The sequence below is a fragment of the Acidimicrobiales bacterium genome (assembly GCA_035316325.1).
Taxonomy (GTDB): Bacteria; Actinomycetota; Acidimicrobiia; order Acidimicrobiales; family VFJN01; genus DASXTK01.
In genome coordinates, this window is record DATHJB010000186.1 from 1 (window position 1) to 18,494 (window position 18,494).

Below are 18,494 nucleotides of genomic sequence, written 5' to 3' on the forward strand. Positions count from 1 at the left end.
CACCAGATCCTCTACGTGGGCCACGAGAAGCACGACTTCCAGCCGGGCCTGGGCGACGACCTGTCGACCGGGTCAGTGGGCCGGGACGACTACCTCGAGACGCTGTGGCTCCAGGGCAGCACCCAGTGGGACGGGCTGGCCCACTTCCGGCACCCCGAGCACGGCAACTACAACGGCGTCGCCGACGCCGACATCCACGGCGAGGAGGGCGCCCGGCTGGGCGTCGACCGCTGGGCCGAGCGGGGCGTCGTGGGGCGCGCCGTGCTGGCCGACGTGGCCCGCTGGCGCGCCGCGAAGGGCCGACCGCTCGACCCGACCGGCCACGACGTGATCACCGTCGCCGACCTGGCGTCGACGCTGGAGGCTCAGGGCACCGTGGTCGAGCCGGGCGACGTGCTGCTGCTGCGCACCGGCTGGGTCGGCCACCTGATGGCCCAGGACGACGCCGAGCGCGAGCGCCTCATCGAGCCCCGCAACCAGGCCAACCCCGGGCTCGACAACCGCGAGGAGATGGCCGCCTACCTCTGGGACCTCCACCTCGCCGCGCTGGCCGCCGACAACCTGACCGTCGAGGCCTTCCCGACCGACGACCCGACCCTCGCGTTCCAGCTCCACGCCCGGTTGCTGCCGCTGCTGGGCCTGCCGCTGGGCGAGCTGTGGGTGCTCGACCCGCTGGCCGACGCGTGCGCCGAGCGCGGCGACCACGCCTTCCTGCTGGTGTCAGTGCCGCTGCACGTGCGCGGTGGCCTCGGCTCGCCCGCCCAGGCGGTGGCGATCACGTGAGCACTCCCACGGCGGGGGGCGCGGTGGCCGGCAGAGCGGCCATCGTCACGGGCGCGGCCCGGGGCATCGGGCTGGCGACCGCACGCCGGCTGGGCCGGGAGGGCGCGTCGGTCCTGATGGTCGACATCGACGGCGACGCGCTGGCCGAGGTCGAGGCCGCTCTGGCGGGCGAGGGGCACCGGGTGGTGGCGGTGGCGGCCGACGTCGCCGACCCCGATGCCACAGCCGGGTTCGTCACCGCCGCCGTCGACGCGTTCGGGCGGCTCGACATCCTGGTGAACAACGCCGCCGCGCTCGACCCGGCGACGCTGGGCCGCGACAGCGACGTGGTCGACGTGCCGTTCGAGGTGTGGCACCGCACGTTCGACGTGAACCTCTTCGGGCCGATGGTGGCCTGCCGCCACGCCCTGCCGCACCTGATCGCGTCGAAGGGCGCGATCGTCAACATCTCCACGATCGGCGCCCTGCGGGGTCGCTGGAACCAGGTGGCCTACGGCGTCTCGAAGGCGGGGCTCAACGCCCTCACCGAGTACGTGGCCACCACCTACGGCCGCAGCGACGTGCGCTGCAACGCCGTGGCGCCCGGCCTGGTGCTCACCGAGAACGCCGAGCGCGACCTGTCGCCGCAGTACCTGGCCGACTCGGCCGCCGACCGGCTCGTCGCCCGGCCCGGCCGCCCCGACGACATCGCCGACGCGGTGCTGTTCCTGGCCTCCGACCAGTCGTCGTACATCACCGGCCAGGTGCTGGTGGTCGACGGCGGCACCATCAACCACGTCCCCGGCTACGCGACCCACGCGCCGGGCGCCCGGCTCGACGGCTGACACATGTCCAGTCCTCGCCGGGAAGAACGCCGCACAAGACAACAAAGCAACCGCTTGATCAACGCACTGCAGGAGGGGCAATGACGACAAGGTTCCGAACGACAGCTCGGGTCGTCGCCGTGATCACAGCGCTGGCGCTCATCGCCGGCGCCTGTGGGGACGACGACACCGATACCGGATCCGGCGGATCGGGCAACGGGGGGAGCGACACCTCCGGTGCCGAGCCGCTCAGCTCCGGCTTCGTCAACGGGGGCGACGACGCCGGCGGCGACCCCGTCGCGGGCGGGTCGCTCACGATGGGGGTGTTCTCCGAGGCGCTGAGCCTCGACCCCGTGTTGTCGGCGGGGACCGGCTACGCCGGCGGCACGGAGATGGCGGCCATCTTCGACGTGCTCATCCGCTACGACCCGGTGGCCGACGAGTACGTGCCGCAGATGGCGGAGTCGCTGACCGCGAACGACGACAACACCGTGTGGACGCTCGAGCTGCGACCCGACGTGACGTTCTCGGACGGGACTCCGCTCGACGCCGAGGTGGTGAAGACCAGCCTCGACCGGCAGGCCGCCGAGGGCCGCAGCGCCTTCCTCATCAACGACAACGTCGACTCGATCGAGGTCACGGGGCCGCTCACCGTCGAGTTCACGCTCAACAAGGAGTGGGCGGGCTTCCCGTACGTGCTGGCCTTCCACCCCGGGATGATCACCCACCCCGACTCGGCCGCGGCCGGCGAGGAGTACGGCAAGTCGCCCATCGGCGCCGGGCCCTACACCGTCGAGAAGTACGCACCGGGCGAGGAGATCGTCCTGCAGGCCCGCGACGACTACTGGGCCGGCAAGCCGAACATCGACACGCTCACCTTCAAGTACCTGGCCGGGGCCGAGGCCAACCTCGACGCCCTGAACTCGGGCACCTTCCAGGTGGCGCTGCTCGGCGAGCCGCAGGTGTCGACCAAGGCCATCGACGACGGCATGGCCGGCTGGCTGCGCGTCAACTACAGCGGCGGCGTGTCGATCCTGAACGTCGGCGACACGGCCCGGCCCACGTCGGAGCTGAAGGTGCGCCAGGCGATCGCCTCCGCCACCGACCCCGAGGTGCTCAACCAGCGCACGTGGGGCGGCAAGGGTGTCGCCAGCTCGTCGCTGTACGGCGAGGGCTCGCGGTGGTTCGCCGACGTGGAGGGCGTCCCGTACGACCCCGACAAGGCCCGCGAGCTGGTCGAGGAGGCCAAGAGCGAGGGCTGGGACGGCAAGGTGGAGATCGTGGCCAGCGCCACGCCTCCCTGGAACAACGCCGGCCTGGCGTTGCAGGCGCTGCTCGAGGACGTCGGCTTCGAGGTGGAGCTCACCCAGCCGGCCACCGTCGGCGACCAGCTCCGGACGGTGAACGTCGACCGGAACTACGACATGTCGCCCACGGGCTACGCCCTCGACGAGTCGGAGCCCTACGTCGAGCTCAGCAAGAAGTTCGGCAGCACCGCGGTGCAGAACACCGCCCAGTACAAGAGCGACGAGATGGACGCCCTGCTCACCGAGCTGGCCGCCGCCGACACCCCGGAGGCGACCAAGGAGGTCATCGGCAGGGTGCAGGAGCTCATCAACACGGACGTGCCCGGCATCGTCTGGTCGCACAACCCCGAGCTGCTGGCGTGGGTGGACAGCGTGCACAACGTGCACCCCACCGTGAACGCCATGCTGCTGTTCAACGAGGCCTGGGTGGACTGACGGCCTGACGGACTGACTGCGCACTCCCGCCGTTCAGGCGGGGGTGCGCAGGAGGTCGATCCGGCAGGGGCCCGTGCCGCTGCCGGTCGGGCAGCGGATCTCGGGCCACGGGTGCCCGAGCCGCTCGGTCGGCATCAGCCAGTGCATCAGCCCGACGTGCGCCCGGTAGAGGGGTACGTCGTCGTGGCCCACCTGCACGGGGGCCCACGGGGCGATGGCGGGGAGCGGGTCGCCGGCGTCGAGGATCTGGCGGGTGCAGGTGCCGCAGGGGTCCTGCACGAAGGTCACCCGGTCGGGGTGCTCGTCGATCCGCACCCGCGCGAAGTTGGCGGTCAGCACCGTGGCCCACTCCCGCACCCGGTCCTCGAAGGGCAGGGGCAGGTCGCGGGCCATCCACACCAGCAGCGTCTCGTCGGCCAGCTGCCGGAGGCAGGCCTCGAGGCCCTCCCGGCCCGCCACCTCGTGCAGCGCCGACCAGATCGCCGACACCGTGTCGCGGTGGGCGTCGTGGAGGCGCAGGAAGCTGCCCTCGATCCGCCGGTAGAGGGCCAGCGCCGCGGCGGCGTCGGTGGTGTCGGAGGCGCTGGCCTCGACGGCCTCGCCGTGGCGGGCGGTCACGACGGCCTCGTCGCCGGCGGTCACCCCGTTGTGGGCGGCGATCCGCCAGGCCTCGGTGGTGGCCAGCGCCTGCAGGCGGTCGACGGCGCCCGGGTCCACGGCGGCCGCCGCGGCGAGCGCCGCCAGGCTGCCGGCCTCCCAGCGGGCGAAGCCCCGCAGGCCGCCCCGGAAGCGGCGCTCCACGGCGTCGTAGGTCGCCCGGGCGGCCGCGGGTCCGTCGGCCAGGGCGTCGGCCATCTCCTGCTCGGGCGTCCGGGCCAGCCGGTCCAGCTCGTCACGGGTGAAGTGGGTCATCGGGGGAGGTGCCTCCACACCAGCACGCCCACCACGACCGCGAGCACCAGCGGCAGCGCCGCGGCCAGCCGCAGGCTCTCGACGAACGCCTGCTGGGCGTCGAGGGTCAGGGTGTGGGCCGCGCCCGCCGGCAGCCGGGCGGCGACGTCGAGGGCGTTGCCCAGCGAGCTGGCCGCGGTCGCCTGCTGGTCGGGCGGCAGGCCCGCGATCGCGCCCTGGATCGCGTGGCCGTAGTAGGCGCTCGACCAGCTGCCCAGCAGCGCCACGCCCACGGCGCCGCCCAGCTCGCGGGTGCTGTTGTTGGTGGCCGACGCCGCGCCCGGCCGGTCGGCGGGCACCGTCGACATCACCGCGGCGGTCAGCGGTGAGATCACCAGCGCCAGGCCGGTCAGCAACACCACCATGCTCGCCAGCAGCAGGGCGAACGGCGAGTCGGAGCGCAGCGGCAGGAGCAGCGCCATCGCCAGCGCCACCAGGCCCATCCCCGCGCCGGCCGTGCGGTGGGCGCCCCAGCGCCGCACCAGGCGGGGGGTGAACGCGGAGACGACGACCAGCGTCGCTCCCGAGGGCAGGAACCGCAGCGCCGTCGACAGCGGGCTGTACCCGGCCACCAGCTGGAAGTGCTGGGCGAGCAGGAACGTCGACCCGAACAGCGCCAGGAACGCCGTGGTCATCCCGGCGGTGCCGGTGCTGAACGCCGGGTTCCGGAACAGGCGCACGTCGAGCATGGGCGCCGGGTGGCGCAGCTCCCACCGCACGAACAGGACGCCCGCGGTCAGCGCCGCGGCGAAGATCGCGAGCGTGGTCGGCGCGGTCCACCCGGCGTCGGGGCCGATCACCAGCCCGTAGACGAAGCCGGTGAGGGCGACGATCGACAGGCCCGCCCCGACCGGGTCGAGCGCGGTGCCGTGCGGGTCGCGCGAGCGGGGGACCAGCCACACCGACCCCAGGAGCGCCAGCGCGCCGATCGGCAGGTTCATCAGGAACACCGCCGGGAACGAGTGGTCCTCCAGCAGGAAGCCGGAGCCCAGCGGGCCGATCGTGCCGGCCACCCCGGTGACGCCGGCCCAGGCGGCGATGGCCTTCGGGCGCTCGTGGGTCGGGAACACGCCCACGAGGATCGACAGCGTCGAGGGCATGATCAGCGCCGCGGCCAGGCCCATCGCGCCCCGGCAGGCGATGACGTGCCAGGCCTCGGACGACAGGCTCGCCACGCCGGCGGCCAGCGCGAACAGGACGAGGCCCAGCTGGAAGGTGCCCTTGCGGCCGTAGCGGTCGCCGAGGGTGCCGCAGGAGAACAGCAGCCCGGCGAACACCAGCGAGTAGGCGGCCACGATCCACTGCAGCTGGGCGCTGCTGGCGTCCAGCTCCCGCGCCAGCGTGGGCAGGGCGACGTTGAGGCTGGAGCTGTTGACGATGATCAGCAGCATCGCCAGGCACAGCACCACCAGCGTCGCCCACCGCCGCCGGTGGACCTCGTCGGCCCTCTCGTCCTCCGACTCGTCGACCCCCGCCGTCACCCACTCAGCCTAGCGCTTGCTTGTGTCAGCGGAAGGCGGGGAGGACCTCGGTGGCGAAGAGGCGGGCGGGGATGCGGGTGTCGCGGCCGAAGAGCTCCATCACGAAGTGGCGGCAGCCCAGGGCGATGTGGCGCTCGATGGCGGCGATCACCTGGTCCGGCGTGCCCCAGATGCCGTGGCGCTCCAGCCCGGCGCCGACCTCGGGCCCGTAGAGCCGGGCCGCCTTGGCCAGCGCCTCCCGGGCGGTGTCCTCGTCGGCGGCCAGCACGACGTTGCACTGCTGCGACACGGTGATCTCGTCGGGGTCGCGGCCCACCGCGGCGCAGTGCCGTCGCAGCACCTCGATCTTGTGCCCCAGCTCGCCCTGGGTGGTGGAGGTGTTGTTCCAGATGTCGGCGTGCTCGGCCGCCACCCGCAGCAGGAGCCGCTCGCCGGAGCCGCCCACCAGCAGCGGTAGCCGCCGCGGCGGCTTCGGCTGGCACCAGGCGTCGTCGGCCTGCACCCAGCGGCCGGAGAACGTCACCCGCTCCTCGGTCCACAGACGCCGCAGCAGCACCGCGGTCTCGGCCAGTGCCTCCATGCGCTCGGGCACCGACGGGAACGGCAGCCCGTAGGCGGCGAACTCCCGCTCCGCCCACCCCGAGCCCAGCCCGACGACCACCCGCCCGCCGGCGACGGCGTCGACGGTGGCGGCCTGCTTGGCCAGCACGGCGGCGGGTCGGAACCCGGGCGGGGTGACCAGCGTGCCCAGCTCCACCCGGGAGGTGACGGCGGCCACCGCGCCCAGCAGCGTCCACGCCTCGAGGATGTCGAGCTGCGGGGCCGGGACGCCCTGCAGGTGGTCGCACACCCACAGCGAGTCGAAGCCGAGCGCCTCGAGCTCGACCGCGGCGTCGTGCGCCTCGGCCCACGTCCGCTTGATCTGGGGGAGCGTCACCCCGAAGTGCACCGGTGCCCGCGGCATGGGCCGGCAGGCTAGATCAGATCGTCGTCGCCTGGGATACGGCGTTCCGTTGGCAGAAAGCGCTGATCTCCTACACTGCGCCGAACCGCGCGGACGACACAGGGGAGCGATCATGGTGAAGCAGGGTCGGAGCCGAGCGACGCCGAAGCCGAGCTTCAGCGAGCTCCCGAGCGAGGGCGAGCGGGCTCCTCGGGCGAGTCGGGCGCTGGTGGAGCGGACGATCGACCGGACGGTGGCGGGGCGCTACGCCGCCGCCCAGCAGGAGGTCGACAAGCTGGTCGAGGCCACCTACCGGGTGATCGAGCGGGCCGGCAGCGTCAACCCGAAGATCCGCGAGATCCTCACCGAGGCCGGCGTGTCGACGCAGGTCTTCTACCGGCACTTCCAGTCGAAGGACGAGCTGATGCTGGTGCTCCTCGATGACGGGAGGCGCCGTCTCGCCGCCTACCTCGAGCACCAGATGAGCAAGGCGAAGGACCCGCTGGAGGAGGTGCGGGCCTGGGTGGAGGGCACGCTGAACCAGGCGCGCGATCCGAAGGCCGCCGCCCGTACCCGGCCGTTCGCCCGCAGCCTGGGGCACCTGCAGGAGCAGTACCCGGGTGAGCACCGCGAGTCGGTCGAGCTGCTCGAGAGCCTGCTGCGGGGGGCGATCGAGCGGGCGGTGGAGGCCGGCCAGGCCACGTCGGCGAACCCGGCCTACGACGCCACGCTGGTGTACCTGACCACCCACGGCCTGATGGACCGGCACCTGCGGGAGCTGACGACGCCCTCGAAGGCCGAGATCCAGCGGGTGGCCACCTTCGCGCTGCGGGGCATCGGCGCCGACCCCGGCTGACCCGACCCCGCCCGGGAGGCACCCTCCGAGCGGGCATCGCTACAACGCTTGCACGGGCCGAACCAATGGTTTAGGTTGCCGAAACAGCGTTCTGCGGGAACGAAGCGAGTGCGACAGGGGGGACGCAGGTGCGGCGGTTCGACGTTGTGGTGAAGGACGGGCTGATCTTCGACGGCGCCCGCACCCCGCGGTACCGGGCCGACATCGGCATCGTCGACGGCCGCATCGCCGAGATCGGCCGTCTGTCCACGGGCGATGCCGCCGAGGTGCTCGACGCCCGCGGCGCCCACGTCGCCCCCGGCTTCGTCGACCTCCACACCCACTACGACTCACAGGTCTTCTGGGACCCGCACTGCTCGATCTCCGGCTGGCACGGCGTCACGTCGGTGGCCGTCGGGAACTGCGGCTTCGGCTTCGCCCCCGTCGCCCCCGAGGGCCGGGAGCGGGCGATGATGTCGATGGTCCGCACCGAGGCCGTGCCCCTGGCGGCGATGGCCGAGGGCCTGCCCTGGGACTGGGTGAGCTTCCCCGAGTACCTCGACAGCCTGCGCCGCACCCCCAAGGCCGTGAACGTGGCCGCCTTCGTGCCGCTCAACCCGCTGCTGGTGTGGACGCTGGGCCTGGAGCGGGCCAAGGCCGGCGACAAGCCCACCGAGGCCGAGACCGCCGAGATGGTGCGGATGGTCGACGAGGCCATGGAGGCCGGCGCCTGCGGCTTCTCGTTGCAGCGCAAGGGCCTGCAGGGCGGCCAGCGCGACTACGACGGCACGCCCATGCCCACCGACGTGATGCACGTCGAGACGCTGATGGCCTTCGGTGAGGTGCTCGCCCGCCGCAACGCCGGCTTCGTCGAGTACAGCGCCAAGATCTCCGACGCCCACATCCTGGAGCAGCTGGCCGAGGTCAGCGGGCGCCCGATCCTCTGGAACTCGGTGCTCACCACCGACCGCGAGCCCAACCGGCACCGCGAGGCGCTCGTCTGGCTGCGCAGCTGCCACGACCGCGGCCTCCGCATCGTCGGCCAGGGCCTGATCAGCGCCGCCGGCCTGGTGTTCTCGGTGGCCGACGAGTTCGGCTCCGGCACCTGGGACCGGGTGCCGGCCTGGCAGGACGCCACGTCGGGCCCGCTGGAGGAGAAGCTCCGCAAGCTCTCCGACCCCGACGTGCGCCGCAAGATGAAGGAGCTCATCCCCGAGTCGGAGGCCTTGCCCCCGATGCCCGAGTGGGTGGTGTACCGGGGCAAGTCGGAGGCGACCGCCCGCTTCGACGAGCTGAAGCTGAAGGACGTCGCCGCCGCGGTCGGCAAGGACCTGGTCGACACCTTCTGCGACATCGTCGTGCAGGACGGGCTGCGCACCGAGTTCTACGTCGAGGGGCTCAACACCAACCGGTCGCTCCTCAAGGAGCTGATCGACGAGCCGACCGTGCTGCCCGGCATCTCCGACGGCGGCGCCCACACCAAGTACTCGACGCTCGGCCGGTTCACGACCGAGTTCCTCGTGGACTTCGTCCGCGACTACGCCTGGGTGTCCCTCGAGGACGCCCACTGGCGCCTCAGCGCCTATCCAGCAATGTGTGCCGGGTTCACAGGCCGTGGCGTGATCGCCGAGGGAATGGCCGCGGACCTGGTCGTCTACGACTACGACCGGCTGGAGATCCTGCCGGACGAGGTCGTGCACGACTACCCGGGAGGCGAGTGGCGGCGGGTGCAACGCGCCCGCGGCTACCGGTACGTCGTGGTGAACGGCCAGGTCACGATCGAGGACGACGCGCCGGCGGCAGCCCGCTCGGGCCGGCTCCTCGACGGTCGACGCCCCTCGACGCCCGCGGCGGCCACGACAGCCCCGGCCTGAACCAACTCGGAGGGATCCATCATGCGACACGGTCGTAGTCCGGCGCGCCGCCTTCTCGGCGTCGCGCTGGTCGCGTGCACGTTGTCCGCCGCCTGCGGCGACGACGGCACGTCGTCGTCCGGCGGGGACGGCAACGGAGGCGACGACGGGGACAGCAGCGCCGCCGCGGTCGACCTGCCCGGCAAGAGCGGGCTGGTCGGCATCACCGACGACGGCGGCGAGCCCACGGAGGGCGGCACGCTCGACATGGCCGTGTGGTTCCAGGCGTCGTCGCTCGACCCGGCCGACGGCAACATCTCGGGCGTCGCCAACGGCACCGCCCTGGTCGCCCTGTACGACGTGCTCATGCGCTGGGACGCCGAGACCGACACCTTCGAGCCCCAGCTGGCCGAGTCGCTGGAGAGCAACGACGACAGCACCGAGTGGACCCTGAAGCTGCGGCCCGACGTGACCTTCAGCGACGGCACGCCGCTCGATTCGGAAGCCGTCGTCTACAGCATCAACCGGGCCAACGAGCGCCAGTCGCCCGCCGCGGTGGGCCTGATCGCCCGCATCGAGTCGATGGAGACGCCCGACGACCTCACGGTGGTCTTCACCACCCGCGAGCCGTGGGTGCGGTTCCCGTTCGTGCTCACCAACTCGCTCGGGCTGGTGGTGTCCCCGACGGCCGCCGAGGCCGCGGGCGACGACTTCGCCACCAACCCCGTCGGCGCCGGGCCCTTCACGCTGGAGCGGTTCAGTGACGGCGAGGAGCTGGTGCTGACGGCCCGCGACGACTACTGGGGCGGCAGGCCGCCGCTCGACGAGGTGCGCTTCGTGCCCGTGCTCAGCGGCGACGCCGACCGGCTGGCCGGCATGACGTCGGGCGACTTCGACGCCGGCTTCATCCGCAACGCCGGCGTGATCGGCGACGCCCTCGACGAGGGCTACGGCGGCTACGTCGAGGTGCAGAACTTCGGCGAGCTGCTGCTGATGAACTCCCGGGACGGACGACCGACCGCCGACCCCCGGGTGCGCGAGGCGGTCGCTCTGGCCGTCGACACCGACGACCTCAACGAGCGGGTGAACGACGGCCTGGGCATCTGGAGCAAGGCGATGTTCCCCTCGTCGTCGATCTGGGACACGTCGTCGCTGGCGGTCGACGGGGCCGCGAGCACCGCCGAGGCCACCGAGCTGCTGGACGCGGCCAAGGCCGACGGCTACGACGGCGCCATCAGCATCCTCTGCGACGCCGCTGCCGACCGGCAGGTCGCCTCGATCACGCTGGAGGCCCAGCTCGAGGCCGTGGGCTTCGACGTGACCATCGACGAGAAGGCGTCGATCGGCGACGTCGTCCCGCTGGTGCAGACCGACCACGCCTACGACCTGGCGTGCTGGGGCAACAACACCGTCGACGCGGCGCCGCTGCAGGAGCTCGACGTCTTCTTCAACGGCCCCTCCGGCTACGCCGAGAACTACGGCGACCGGGATGCCGTGCAGGCGGAGCTCGACGGCCTGGAGGTCGCCACCGACGCCGACGCCGAGAAGGCGGCCATCGACGCCATCCAGGAGATCTGGACGGAGTCGATGCCGGCGCTGCCGCTCGCCGCGGTCCGCGAGCTCGTCGCCTGGACCGACGACGTCCACGGCATCGTGCCCACCTCGGCGACGATGGTGATCCTCTCCGACGCCTGGTTGGCGGAGTAACCCCCGGCGGTGGGGCGTCACCCGGTGGTCCGGCGGCTGGTGGAGCTGCTCGCGGTCCTGTTGCTGTCGAGCTTCGCCACCTTCATGCTCACGTCGCTGACCCCGGGTGACCCCACCGTCGCCATCCTCGGCAAGGACCGGCCGCAGGAGCAGTACGACGAGCTCCGCCACGAGCTCGGGCTCGACCGGCCGGTCCTCGAGGGCTACGCCAACTGGCTGGGCGATGCCGTGCACGGCGACCTGGGCACCTCGCTCGGGCCCGGCCGGCCGGAGGTCGTCGACCGGGTGCTGGCCGGGCTGCCGGTGAGCCTGCAGCTGGCGGCCATGGCGCTGGCCCTGGCCCTGCTGGTGGCCGTGCCGCTGGCGCTGTGGTCGGCGGCACACCCGGCCGGGCGGGTCGACCGGGCGGCGACGGCGGCGAGCTACGCGTCGATCTCCACCCCGCCGTTCCTCGCGGCCCTGGTGCTGGTGCTGCTGTTCGTGCAGACGTGGGAGCTGTTCCCCCGGCTGGAGTGGGTGCGGATCACGTCCGACGAGGGGATCGTGGAGAACCTGCGCCACGCCGCGCTGCCCACCGTCGCCGTGGCGATGACGATCTTCCCCGGGTTCTTCCGGGTGCTCCGCAGCGACCTGCTCGACACCCTGTCGCAGGACTTCATCGCCGCCGCCCGGGCCCGAGGCCGCTCGCCGTGGCGGGTGCTGCTGGGCGACGCGCTGCGGCCGTCGGCCTTCTCGATCATCACGCTGGTCGGTGTGCAGATGGGCCAGCTCGTGGGGGCGGCCGTGGTGGTGGAGGCGCTGTTCACGCTGCCGGGCCTGGGGACGATGATCGCCCGGGCGGCACTCAGCGGCGACGTGCCGCTGGTGCAGGGCGGGGTGCTGGTGATCGCGGTGCTCTACGTGCTGTCGAACGCGGTGGTCGACACGGCCTACGCGTGGCTCGACCCGCGGGTGCGAAGGGCGCGGGCATGACGGTCGCGACCCCGCTCGCGGAGGTCCCGTCGTGGGTGCGGGGCGCGGTGCCGGCCGCGGCGGGGCTGGTGGCCGTGGTCGCCGGGACGGCGGGCCTGTCCTCGGGCGGGGCGATGTGGCTGCGGGTGGTGCTGACGCTGGCCGGCGCCGGTGTCCTGTACCGCGCCTACCGGGCGCTCGCGGCGTGGGCGAAGGGGCCGGAGTGGCCGGCGGCGTACTGGGCGGCGGTCACCTGGCTGGGGCTCATCGGGGTGGGCGCGCTGGTGGCGCCGCTGCTGCCGCTGGGCGAGGAGTCGAACGCGTCCCGCACGCTCGACGTCGTCCCGCTCCTGCGGCCCGACCTGGGCCGGACGTTCCCGCTGGGCACCAACGCCTACGGGCTCGACCTGCTCGCCCGGGTGCTGGAGGGCGCCCGCGTCTCGCTGGTGGTGTCGCTCGGGGGCGTGGCGATCGGGATCGTCGTCGGCGGCACGATCGGGCTGGTCACCGGCTACCTGCGGGGACCGGTCGACAGCGCGGTGCGGGTGGTGGCCGACACCGTGCTGGCCTTCCCGCCGCTGATCCTCCTGCTGGCGGTGGCGTCGGTGGCGCCCCGGACGTCGCTCACGTTCGTGCTGGCGTTCGGGTTCCTGCTGGTGCCCATCAACATCCGGCTGGCGCGGGGCAACACGCTGGCCGTGGTGCAGCGGGAGTTCGTGCTGTCGGCCGAGTCGCTGGGGGCGTCGCCGCGGCGGATCGTCTTCCGGGAGCTGCTGCCCAACGTGGTGCTGCCGTCGGTGTCGTACGGGCTGGTGCTGGTGCCGCTGATGATCGTGACCGAGGCGGCCCTGAGCTTCCTGGGGCTGGGCATCCCGCCGCCCCGGCCGTCGTGGGGGAACATGATCGCCGAGGGCCGGGCGGGGGCGTCGGTCGACAACCCGCACCTGGTGCTGGTCCCCGGGTGCGTGCTGATCCTCACTGTGCTGGCGCTGAACCGGGTGGCCGAGCGCCTGCGTCACGGCGGGCTGGGGGAGCGATGAGCAGCCTGCTGGAGGTCACCGACCTGCGGACCACGTTCCACACGCCCCGGGGCCTGGTGCGGGCGGTCGACGGGGTGTCGCTGTCGCTGGCGGCGGGGGAGACCCTCGGGATCGTGGGCGAGTCGGGGTCGGGCAAGTCGGTGCTGGTCAGGACGCTGATGGGCCTCATCGACGCCGAGCCGAACGCCTCGGTGTCGGGGCAGGTGGGCTTCGACGGGGTCGACCTGCGGGCGCTGCCGCCGGAGGAGCGCCGGCGGTACTGGGGCACCCGGATCGCCATGGTCTTCCAGGACCCGACCACGTCGCTGAACCCGGTGAAGAGCATCAGGCGGCACCTGGTCGAGCACCTGCGGCTGCACCTGAGCCTGGGGCGGAAGGATGCCGTGGCGCGGGCCGCCGAGCTGCTGGGCGAGGTCGGCATCCCCGACCCCCGCCGGGTGCTCGACCGCTACCCGCACGAGCTGTCCGGCGGGCAGTGCCAGCGGGTGTGCATCGCCCTGGCGCTGGCGTGCCGGCCCCAGCTGCTGATCGCCGACGAGCCGACCACCGCGCTCGACGTGACCGTGCAGCAGCAGATCCTCGAGCTGCTCGACGCCGTCACGTCCGACACCGGGATGGCCACGCTGTTCATCACCCACGACCTGGCGCTGGTCAACCGGCACTGCGAGCGGGTAGTGGTCATGTACGGCGGGCGGGTGGCCGAGGCGTCGGACGTGCGGACCCTGCACCGGCGCAGCCGGCACCCGTACACCCGGGCGCTGCTGCGCTCCGCCCCCCGGCTGGAGTCGGCGCCCCACACCCGCCTGCAGGCGATCGCCGGGCGGCCGCCGGACCTCACCTCGGTGGGCGAGGCCTGCGCCTTCGCCCCCCGCTGCGCCCACGCCACCGACTCGTGTGCGGCCGCCCCGCCGCTGGTCGACGTCGGTCCGGCGGAGGCGCCCCACCTGGTGGCGTGCCACCACCCGGTGCTCGACGCCGACGGGGTACCGGCGTGACCGCGCCCCTGCGCGACGCCGAGCCCCTGCTGGTGGCGGAGGGGATCGTGGTGGAGCACGGCGACGGCCGGCGCGGGCCGGTGGTGCAGGCCGTGTCGGGCGTGAGCCTCGACCTGACGGCCGGCGAGACGCTGGGCATCGTCGGCGAGTCCGGCTGCGGCAAGTCGTCGCTGGGCCGGGCGCTGCTGCAGCTGCCCCGCCCGACCGCCGGCAGCGTCCGTCTGGAGGGCGTCGAGCTGACGCAGCTCGACCGCCGGAGCCTCCGGGCCGTCCGCTCCCGGCTGCAGATGATCTTCCAGGACCCGCTGTCGTCGCTGAACCCCCGGCGACGCGCCCACGAGCTGGTCAGCGAGCCGATCGCCATCGCCGCGGGCCGGGTGCGTCCCACCGACCGCGACCGGGTGCGCGTCACGTTCGAGGCCGTGGGCCTCGACCCCGACCAGGTGTGGGACCGCCACCCGTCCGAGCTGTCGGGCGGCCAGTGCCAGCGCCTCTGCATCGCCCGCGCCCTGGTCGCCGGCCCGGCGGTGCTGGTGTGCGACGAGCCGGTCTCCGCGCTCGACGTGTCGGTCCAGGCTCAGATCCTCAACCTGCTGGAGGACGTGAAGGCCGCCAACGGCCTCAGCATGCTGTTCGTGGCGCACGACCTGGCCGTGGTCAAGAACGTCAGCGACCGTGTGATGGTGATGTACCTGGGCAAGGTGTGCGAGGTCGCCCCGGCGGAGGACCTGTTCCGCCGCCCGCTGCACCCCTACACCGACGTGCTCATCGCCTCCATCCCCGACCCCGATCCGGACGCCCCCGGCCGCTCGCTCGGCGTGCGGGGCGAGCCGCCGTCGCCGGTCGACCCGCCGTCGGGGTGCCGGTTCCGCACCCGCTGCCCCCGGGCCGACGAGCGCTGCGCCGCCGAGGTGCCCGAGCTGGTCGAGCGAGAACCGGACCACTGGGTCGCCTGCCACCATCCGAGCGACGTGAGCGTCGCCGTCGCCACTGCTTCGAGGAACGGACGATGACCCCACTGCACGTGTACGTCACCTACCCGCCCGAGCCCGACCTCCCGGCGTTGCACGACCGGCTGGGTGACCTTGCCGGCGCCGTGGAGCTGCGGGCCGGGTCGGGCTACCTCGACCCCGACGCCGTGCGGACGCGCAAGCGGGGCGGCACGTTCGTCGGCGGCGACGGGTCCGGCGAGCCTCCGCTCAGCGACGAGGACGTCGCCGCGTACGCCTGGGCCGACGTGATCGTCGCCCTCGACGTCCCCTGGCGCCTGGCGGAGCTGACGCCGCGGCTGCGGTGGATCCAGACGATCGGCGCCGGCGTCGGCCAGTACCGGGAGGAGCAGCTGGCCGAGCGGGGGGTGGTGCTCTCGATGGCGGCGGGGGTGGGCGCGCCACCGATCGCCGAGTTCGTGATCGGGCGGCTGCTGGAGCACTACAAGCGCTTCCGGGAGCTGGCGGCGCTGCAGCGGGAGCACCGCTGGGCGTACACGCCCGGGGGGAACCTGGGCGGCCGGACGATGGTGATCGTGGGCCTCGGGGCGATCGGCCGGGAGGTGGCGGTGCGGGCCCGGGCCTTCGGGGTGCGGACGGTCGGCGTCCGGCGGTCGTACGAGCCGGGGATGACGTCGCCGCTGGTCGACGAGCTGTGCGGGCCCGACGGGCTCGACGACGTGCTGCCGACCGCCGACATCGTGGTGCTGTCGGCGCCCGAGACGGCCGAGACCCGGGGCCTGTTCGACGCCGCCCGGTTCGCCCGGATGAAGCCGGGCGCGGTGCTGTGCAACGTCGCCCGCGGGTCGCTGGTGGACCAGGCGGCGCTGCTCGAGGCCCTGGCGAGCGGGCAGCTGGCGGCGGCGCTGCTCGACGTGGTGGAGCCCGAGCCGCTGCCGCCCGACGACCCGCTGTGGGACGCGGCGGGCGTCGTCCTGTCACCCCACACGTCGACGTCGACCGAGGGCTACAACGACCGCCTGTTCGACCTGGTCGCCGCCAACATCCGCCGGTACCTCCGGGACGAACCGCTGGCCAACCTCGTCGACCTGACCGGGGTGGGCGTCCGGTGAGCCCGTCGCAGCCGGTGATCGTGGTGGTCGGCGCCCAGACGCACCTCGGCGGCCGGGTCGCCGGGTGCCTGGCGGCCCGTGGCGCCGCGGTCGTCGCGGTGTCCGGGGTCGAGGCGGGGCCGGGCCCGCTGGTGACGGCCATCGTGGAGGGTGCCGCCGGCCGTCGGGTCGCGGCGGTCGTCCACGCCGAGGTCGACGAGGCCCTGTGCGCGCCCCGGCCCCTGGTGGAGACCACGGCCGAAGACTGGCGCGAGCGCTGCGCCCGGCCGGTCGCCTCGGCGCTGTGGACCGCCAACGCCGCCTACACCGTGCTGACCGGCGAGGGGCGGGGCGGCACGGTCGGGTTCGTGTGCCCGTCGGTGGGGCTGACCGGGGCCACCGGCCACGTCGCCCTGGCGTCGGCGGCCGAGTCCGTGCGCCTGCTGGCCAAGTCGGCGGCCCGACGCTGGGGTCGTCACCGCATCACCGTGAACGCCTTCGCCCCGCCGCTCGCCGCCTGCCTGCCGGGCCCGGCGACGCAGACCGCCGAGGTGAACGCCACGGCCTTCCCCGACGTCGACGCCGCCGACGAGATCGCCGCGCTCGTCACGACGCTCGCCGCCCCCGACGCCCCCCACCTCACCGGCGCCACCCTGGGAACCGACGGCGGGGAGCTGATGCTCCCGTGACCGGGCGGCTGGCCGGGAGGGTGGTGCTCGTGACCGGAGCCGGGTCCGGCATCGGTCGGGGCGTCGCGCTCGCGGCTGCGGATGCCCGGGCCTCCGTGGCGCTGGCCGTCCGCCGGCCCGAGGCGGCCGCCGACGTCGCCGCCGAGATCGACCGCCGCGGTCCGACTCCGGCGCTGGTGGCGGGCTGCGACCTCACCAGCGCCGGGGCGGCCGCGGCGGCCGTTGCCGCGACCGTCGAGCGGTTCGGGCGGCTCGACGCCGTCGTCCACAGCGCCGCCAGCAACTCGTCCAGCCAACCCGTCGAGCTGGAGACGGCCGACCTCGGGCTGTGGGACGAGCAGCGCACGATCGCCCTCGACGCCGCCGCCGAGCTGGCCCGGGCCGCCCACCGGCACCTGCGCGCCACCCGCGGCGCCGTGCTGCTGATGACCTCGCCCGCCGGCATCGCCGGCAGCGACCGCCTGCCCTTCTACGCCATGGCGAAGGGCGGCCAGCGCGGCTTCGTCAAGGCCCTGGCCCACGAGTGGGGCCCCGACGGCATCCGGGTGAACGCCCTGGCCCCGCTGGCGCTGTCGCCGGCGCTGGAGTCGGCCTTCGCCGCCGAGCCCGCCCTGGAGCCGGCGCTCACCGGGCGCATCGCCCTCGGCCGCCTGGGCGACGCCGAGCTCGACGTCGCCCCCGCCGCCGTGTTCCTGTGCAGCGACGACGCCCGCTACGTGACGGGCCAGACCCTGGTGGTGAGCGGTGGACGCTACACAGCCCTCTGACCCCGCCCCCCACCGAAACTTCGACAGGAATGGTCGCTATGGCGCCGCTGGTGTCGAAGTTTCGTGGTGGTCGTCGCGCCCCGGCCGTCCGGTCGGCGGTTCAGCGACCGGTCCAGCGGGGCGGGCGCTTCTCGACGAACGCCCGCGGGCCCTCGCGGGCGTCGGGGCCGGCGGCGACGGTGGCGGCCACCGGGCGCAGCGCGGCGTAGGAGTCGTCCAGGTCGCGGCGAACCTGGCGGTGCACCGTGGCCTTGATGGCGGCGACGGCGGCGGGGGAGCAGCGCCCGATCTCGTCGGCCAGCTCGCGGGCCCGGTCGAGCAGCCCGTCGGGCGCCACCAGCTCCTGCACGAGGCCGCTGCGCAGGGCCCGCGCCGCGTCGATGCGGCTGCCGGTGAGCTGCAGGTAGAGCGCCTCACCGGGCGGCACCAGCCGGGCCAGCATGTGCAGGCCGAACCCGGCGAGCGACCCGGTGCGGGGTTCGGGCAGCCCGAAGGTCGACCGGGGCGTGGCGATGCGGATGTCGGCCTGCAGCGCCCACTCCAGGCCGCCGCCCAGGCAGTAGCCGTCGATCGCGGCGATCACGGGCTTGCGGAGCAGAGGCGGCGGCTCGTCCTCGGTGACGATCACGGGCTCGTCGTCGCCCTTGGCGGCCGAGACCCGCAGGTCGGATCCCACGCAGAACGCCCGGCCGCCGGCACCGGTGAGGATGGCGACGCGCCGCTCGTCGTCGGCGTCGAAGCGGTCGAGCGCCGCCCGCAGCTCGCGGTAGCCGTCGGGGGTGAGGGCGTTGAGCACCTCGGGCCGGTCGATGGTGACCAGCGCCGTCGGCCCCTCGACCGCGTAGGTGATGCCGTGCACGGGTCCTCCTTCCGAACTGCGTTCCCGGATCAGTACACAGTGTTCTGGGCGGGA

Annotated in this window: 17 protein-coding genes; 13 read left to right on the plus strand and 4 right to left on the minus strand. The window is 73.7% G+C overall.

From position 1 onward, the window contains the following. From VK611_25260 to VK611_25270, 3 genes are all read left to right on the plus strand, one after another. Window positions 1-783, plus strand: a 783-nt coding sequence (locus VK611_25260) for a cyclase family protein (GenBank protein HMG44667.1), incomplete at its 5' end; no start/stop codon positions are given. After that, window positions 780-1,607 carry an SDR family oxidoreductase gene (locus VK611_25265; GenBank protein HMG44668.1) on the plus strand — a complete coding sequence of 276 codons (828 nt, stop codon included), beginning with the start codon at window positions 780-782 and terminating at the stop codon, window positions 1,605-1,607. The genes VK611_25260 and VK611_25265, both read left to right, overlap by 4 nt. A gap of 119 nt (window positions 1,608-1,726) precedes the next feature. Beyond that, the gene (locus tag VK611_25270; GenBank protein HMG44669.1) at window positions 1,727-3,328 is read left to right on the plus strand and encodes an ABC transporter substrate-binding protein; all 1,602 of its coding nucleotides are present in this window, start codon (window positions 1,727-1,729) and stop codon (window positions 3,326-3,328) included. A 33-nt stretch (window positions 3,329-3,361) separates the two neighbouring features. Here VK611_25270 and VK611_25275 read toward each other — a convergent pair whose 3' ends face one another. The 3 genes from VK611_25275 to VK611_25285 are packed head-to-tail and all read right to left on the minus strand — an operon-like array spanning window position 3,362 to window position 6,724. Next, window positions 3,362-4,240, minus strand: coding sequence for a hypothetical protein (locus VK611_25275; protein ID HMG44670.1), 879 nt, complete (start codon window positions 4,238-4,240; stop codon window positions 3,362-3,364). Then, a complete protein-coding gene (locus VK611_25280; GenBank protein ID HMG44671.1) occupies window positions 4,237-5,760 on the minus strand; it encodes an MFS transporter in 1,524 nt (507 codons plus the stop codon). The genes VK611_25275 and VK611_25280 overlap by 4 nt, the downstream gene beginning before the upstream one ends. A 25-nt stretch (window positions 5,761-5,785) precedes the next feature. Continuing rightward, complete coding sequence (locus VK611_25285; protein ID HMG44672.1) at window positions 5,786-6,724, minus strand: LLM class flavin-dependent oxidoreductase; 939 nt, start codon at window positions 6,722-6,724, stop codon at window positions 5,786-5,788. A 112-nt stretch (window positions 6,725-6,836) separates the two neighbouring features. On the opposite strand from VK611_25285, the gene VK611_25290 reads away from it, so the two are divergent. The 10 genes from VK611_25290 (at window position 6,837) to VK611_25335 (ending at window position 17,581) form a co-directional block, all read left to right on the plus strand. After that, window positions 6,837-7,559: a TetR/AcrR family transcriptional regulator gene (locus VK611_25290; GenBank protein HMG44673.1), complete on the plus strand. Its 723-nt coding sequence runs from the start codon at window positions 6,837-6,839 to the stop codon at window positions 7,557-7,559. Window positions 7,560-7,687: 128 nt separating this feature from the next. Further along, entirely contained in the window at window positions 7,688-9,412 is a 1,725-nt protein-coding gene (locus VK611_25295; protein HMG44674.1) for an amidohydrolase family protein, read from the plus strand. Between the two features lie 21 nt (window positions 9,413-9,433). Next, window positions 9,434-11,098, plus strand: coding sequence for an ABC transporter substrate-binding protein (locus VK611_25300; GenBank protein HMG44675.1), 1,665 nt, complete (start codon window positions 9,434-9,436; stop codon window positions 11,096-11,098). A 9-nt stretch (window positions 11,099-11,107) separates the two neighbouring features. Beyond that, the gene (locus VK611_25305; protein ID HMG44676.1) at window positions 11,108-12,070 is read left to right on the plus strand and encodes an ABC transporter permease; all 963 of its coding nucleotides are present in this window, start codon (window positions 11,108-11,110) and stop codon (window positions 12,068-12,070) included. Continuing rightward, the gene (locus VK611_25310) at window positions 12,067-13,089 is read left to right on the plus strand and encodes an ABC transporter permease (GenBank protein HMG44677.1); all 1,023 of its coding nucleotides are present in this window, start codon (window positions 12,067-12,069) and stop codon (window positions 13,087-13,089) included. The genes VK611_25305 and VK611_25310 overlap by 4 nt, the downstream gene beginning before the upstream one ends. Further along, window positions 13,086-14,084 carry an ABC transporter ATP-binding protein gene (locus tag VK611_25315; GenBank protein HMG44678.1) on the plus strand — a complete coding sequence of 333 codons (999 nt, stop codon included), beginning with the start codon at window positions 13,086-13,088 and terminating at the stop codon, window positions 14,082-14,084. Before VK611_25310 ends, VK611_25315 begins: the two co-directional genes overlap by 4 nt. Continuing rightward, the gene (locus VK611_25320; GenBank protein ID HMG44679.1) at window positions 14,081-15,097 is read left to right on the plus strand and encodes an oligopeptide/dipeptide ABC transporter ATP-binding protein; all 1,017 of its coding nucleotides are present in this window, start codon (window positions 14,081-14,083) and stop codon (window positions 15,095-15,097) included. The genes VK611_25315 and VK611_25320 overlap by 4 nt, the downstream gene beginning before the upstream one ends. Next, entirely contained in the window at window positions 15,094-16,146 is a 1,053-nt protein-coding gene (locus tag VK611_25325; protein ID HMG44680.1) for a D-2-hydroxyacid dehydrogenase, read from the plus strand. The genes VK611_25320 and VK611_25325 overlap by 4 nt, the downstream gene beginning before the upstream one ends. Beyond that, window positions 16,143-16,814, plus strand: a complete 672-nt coding sequence (locus VK611_25330; GenBank protein HMG44681.1) for an SDR family oxidoreductase — start codon at window positions 16,143-16,145, stop codon at window positions 16,812-16,814. Before VK611_25325 ends, VK611_25330 begins: the two co-directional genes overlap by 4 nt. A 29-nt stretch (window positions 16,815-16,843) precedes the next feature. Next, entirely contained in the window at window positions 16,844-17,581 is a 738-nt protein-coding gene (locus VK611_25335) for an SDR family oxidoreductase (GenBank protein HMG44682.1), read from the plus strand. A gap of 100 nt (window positions 17,582-17,681) precedes the next feature. Here the strand turns inward: VK611_25335 and VK611_25340 are convergent, their stop codons facing one another. After that, window positions 17,682-18,440, minus strand: a complete 759-nt coding sequence (locus tag VK611_25340; GenBank protein HMG44683.1) for an enoyl-CoA hydratase-related protein — start codon at window positions 18,438-18,440, stop codon at window positions 17,682-17,684. Window positions 18,441-18,494 lie beyond the last annotated feature (54 nt).

Bases quoted from the DNA above. Each gene is read 5' to 3' on its own strand.
- VK611_25285 (HMG44672.1), bottom strand. From the start codon at position 6,724: ATGCCGCGGGCACCGGTGCACTTCGGGGTGACGCTCCCCCAGATCAAG.
- VK611_25300 (HMG44675.1), top strand. From the start codon at position 9,434: ATGCGACACGGTCGTAGTCCGGCGCGCCGCCTTCTCGGCGTCGCGCTG.
- VK611_25275 (HMG44670.1), bottom strand. From the start codon at position 4,240: ATGACCCACTTCACCCGTGACGAGCTGGACCGGCTGGCCCGGACGCCC.
- VK611_25315 (HMG44678.1), top strand. From the start codon at position 13,086: ATGAGCAGCCTGCTGGAGGTCACCGACCTGCGGACCACGTTCCACACG.
- VK611_25325 (HMG44680.1), top strand. From the start codon at position 15,094: ATGACCCCACTGCACGTGTACGTCACCTACCCGCCCGAGCCCGACCTC.
- VK611_25290 (HMG44673.1), top strand. From the start codon at position 6,837: ATGGTGAAGCAGGGTCGGAGCCGAGCGACGCCGAAGCCGAGCTTCAGC.
- VK611_25310 (HMG44677.1), top strand. From the start codon at position 12,067: ATGACGGTCGCGACCCCGCTCGCGGAGGTCCCGTCGTGGGTGCGGGGC.